Origin of the sequence: Thermogutta sp. (genome assembly GCF_014359955.1) — a bacterium.
GTDB lineage: Bacteria > Planctomycetota > Planctomycetia > Pirellulales > Thermoguttaceae > Thermogutta.
In genome coordinates this window covers 1-2,914 of sequence record NZ_JACIYL010000579.1, presented here as the reverse complement: position 1 = coordinate 2,914, position 2,914 = coordinate 1, and the positions used below count along the sequence as shown (strand labels likewise).

Below are 2,914 nucleotides of genomic sequence, written 5' to 3'. Positions count from 1 at the left end.
CACGAGTGCGGGCAAGGTTTGGGTGCCCGCCGATACGACATGGAGCATCCAACATTGAGAGGCGGACCTGACAAGCAGGTCCCTCCGGGCTTCGAGCTGAAGCTCGCTCCCGCCCAAGGCGTTGTCCCGGTCCGTGCCTGTTTCCGGCAGTAGAGAACTGGGGATGCCCCAGGTGGTTCCGAGGTTTAACAACCGGGACTTTTTGAGACGCATGCCCATTGGGCGATGAGAGGACACTGCCGATTGGCACAAATTTGCTGATGAAAAGGCTCCACTCTTGCCGACTTTAAGGGTGAATCCGGTCAAAACAGTTTTGCCACAAAGGTCCCGACAACGGAGAGTCTGACCGTGCAGGCGGTTCGCACACGCACACGTCCACCTCGATTCGCCTACTGGAGATCGACCGTCGTCGCTCTCCTGGTGGTGTGGGGTGTGCCCAGCCTGCCGGTTGACCAATTCTGCGGTGTGGCGTTTTCTCAAACGACCGGCACGCAGCCAGTCTTTTCAATCCAAGCGCCGCCGGGGCTTGTGGGAGCCACCCGAGCCGCCGGTCCCGGGCCGGTGGCCAATTATTTTCAACCAGTGGAAATTCGCGGGCCGCATGGGTTACAGGTCGCCTTTGCCGATAAGAACGGCTTTACCGAGTTTCATAACCTTCCCGTCACGGTGGGATTGCTGGTCGGTCGTGTCTACCGGTTGAAAGTGGCAGGCATTCCGCAGGCCGAGGGTGTTGAGCTTTTCCCTTCGCTGGAGGTGATCGACCGGCTCTATCCACCCCCAGGACAGGAACTTCATTTCCCGATTATCGTGGAGCTACATCCTGACGACCTGCGGCTGGCCATGGAGGGAAAATACGTCACCCGGGTTGTCTATCTGGAGGATCCGCAGCAGGCACTTCCCGTAGCGGAGGGGACCGGCGGCCAGCTCTGGTTTGAGGTACGTCACGACCAGGATCCTCTGGCGGTGGCAGATGCGCTGGGGCGTCCGTTGGTGATCGTACGGCTGGGCGGTCGGGTTCCGCTTCCTGAGGAGGAATCCGACCCCGCCTTTCTGTTTGGATCCCCGCCCCTGGTTGTTTTCCCACCCAAGGTGAAGGTGTTGCCTGGTCCTCCATCAGGGAATTCCCCGGCCACGGCACCGAAACCGATACCGGAGGGCCGTCGTCCATGAATGGGAGTCTTATTCGGACTGACGGGGAGACAGGCATGTCGCCTTGGTTACGGTTACTCTTGATTGCGATTTGCGCGCTTATTTTCTGCTCTTGCAAAACAGTGTCGAGAGAGGCTGCTCGGATAGGCGGGCATGCCCCCCTACCCTCCCCCGATTCCCACCCAGCCCAGCTCGCCACGCATTCGGATCGAGAGGCAGTCCGGCCGGTGACTTATTCCGCTGAGAACGTCGGCTCCGCAGTTTCGTTGAACGCAGGAACGGGGGAAGTTTCTGACGGAACCCCTCCGCTGGTGATGGCTCCGCCACCCTCGGTCCCTCCTGGAATCCAGGGACCGATTTATGTGGACGCCCAGGGAAACGTGCTTCCCCGTGGGACACCACCGGGTGTGGTAGCCGGTGCGTGGACTCCTCCGGGGATTGCCGGCCCCTGGCCGCAGGATGAATTTCTGGCCGATGGCGGCGACTTACCGCCGTTTGCCGGGCTGGCCGAAAATGGGGTGACCGGACTCAACCCGGAGGATACGGTGGCAAGGTTTCAAACTGCCGACGGCAAAAGCCGTGTCCAGGCCTTCAATCGGGTGTTCATTTACAGCCCACGTTTTGCCTCGGTCCGTCAAGTGTCGGGCGTTCGAGCGGACGAACAAGCCGAAAAAGTGGTGGGTGTTTCAACCCCGACCCATATGGCCCGCATTGAAGAAGTTCAATCCGTGGGGATGGGCACCCAGAATTACCAGGCCCGAGCCGGAGTGCAACATCGCGGCCTGGCGATCTTCGAAAGTGGCCAGCGCGACGGAGCGGTCTCTCAGGCCCTGGGACCGCGTGGCTTCTCCGACGCTTTCAAGCCTTACGAGAATTTCAGCCTGATTGTTAAAGGTCAGATGGTGGCCGACGAAATGCCCACACTGGCCCAAAGCGTCCAGGCGGCCATTGCCTGGACTGCTGATTCCCAGGTCCAGGTGGTGGTGGATGGCCGTGCGGCCTCCGAAGAAGTCGGCGTCAGCCGAGTGCACAGTCTCTATCGAGTGCAGAGCCGTTATGGAGAGGGCAAACTGCGACTGGTCAAAGTCGCATCGACGGCCACCGCCCTGCCTGGCGAAACGGTCGATTTTACGCTTCGGTTTGACAATGTGGGCACCGTTCCGATCACGGATCTCGTCATCATCGACAACCTCTCCACGCGATTGGAGTATGTGGACGGATCATCGCAGGCGAGTAAGGGAGCGGAGTTCTCCGTCCAGCCCAATGAAGCAGGTTCCTTGACCCTGCAGTGGCGCTTGACCGAGCCACTCCCACCCGGCGAAGGCGGCGTCATTCGCTTCCAGTGCCGGGTGCGATAGTCCACCTGCTGATCCTGGAATCTGCCGTGTGGGACAACGTCTGACCCACGCCACGTGAGGTGGTTGGTGGTCGCTTCTGGCGATCTCACCGAATGGCCCGGCGACTCGCCGTTTTGCAAGACCGATTGACGGTCGCCCGCACCAGACAGCGTCGCGAAGCCCGACTTATCCCCACTTGTCATGAAACATCCCGGCCTGAATGGGCTATCGGCGCAACCCATGAATTGCCCGAACCTTCAAACGGAAACCGCAGTCAGGGGAGCATAGTGGACCTGGCCACGGGGTGGTAATATACACAGTTTGCACGTCACCCGGGTTTTTCCCTTTCTCGGATGGAAGAGGCACCCTTTATGTTCGACTCCTGGATTGCCCACCGCATGCGTCAGTTTGATGCGTCCGGAATCCGC

At 60.2% G+C, this 2,914-nt stretch carries 2 protein-coding genes; both read left to right on the top strand.

Translation table 11 applies throughout. The features are described 5' to 3' along the window. Positions 1–348: 348 nt before the first annotated feature. Positions 349–1,170, top strand: coding sequence for a hypothetical protein (locus tag H5U08_RS14610; protein ID WP_297034606.1), 822 nt, complete (start codon positions 349–351; stop codon positions 1,168–1,170). Between the two features lie 206 nt (positions 1,171–1,376). Beyond that, the gene (locus tag H5U08_RS14605; RefSeq protein ID WP_297034603.1) at positions 1,377–2,507 is read left to right on the top strand and encodes a hypothetical protein; all 1,131 of its coding nucleotides are present in this window, start codon (positions 1,377–1,379) and stop codon (positions 2,505–2,507) included. The last annotated feature ends 407 nt before the right edge of the window (positions 2,508–2,914 follow it).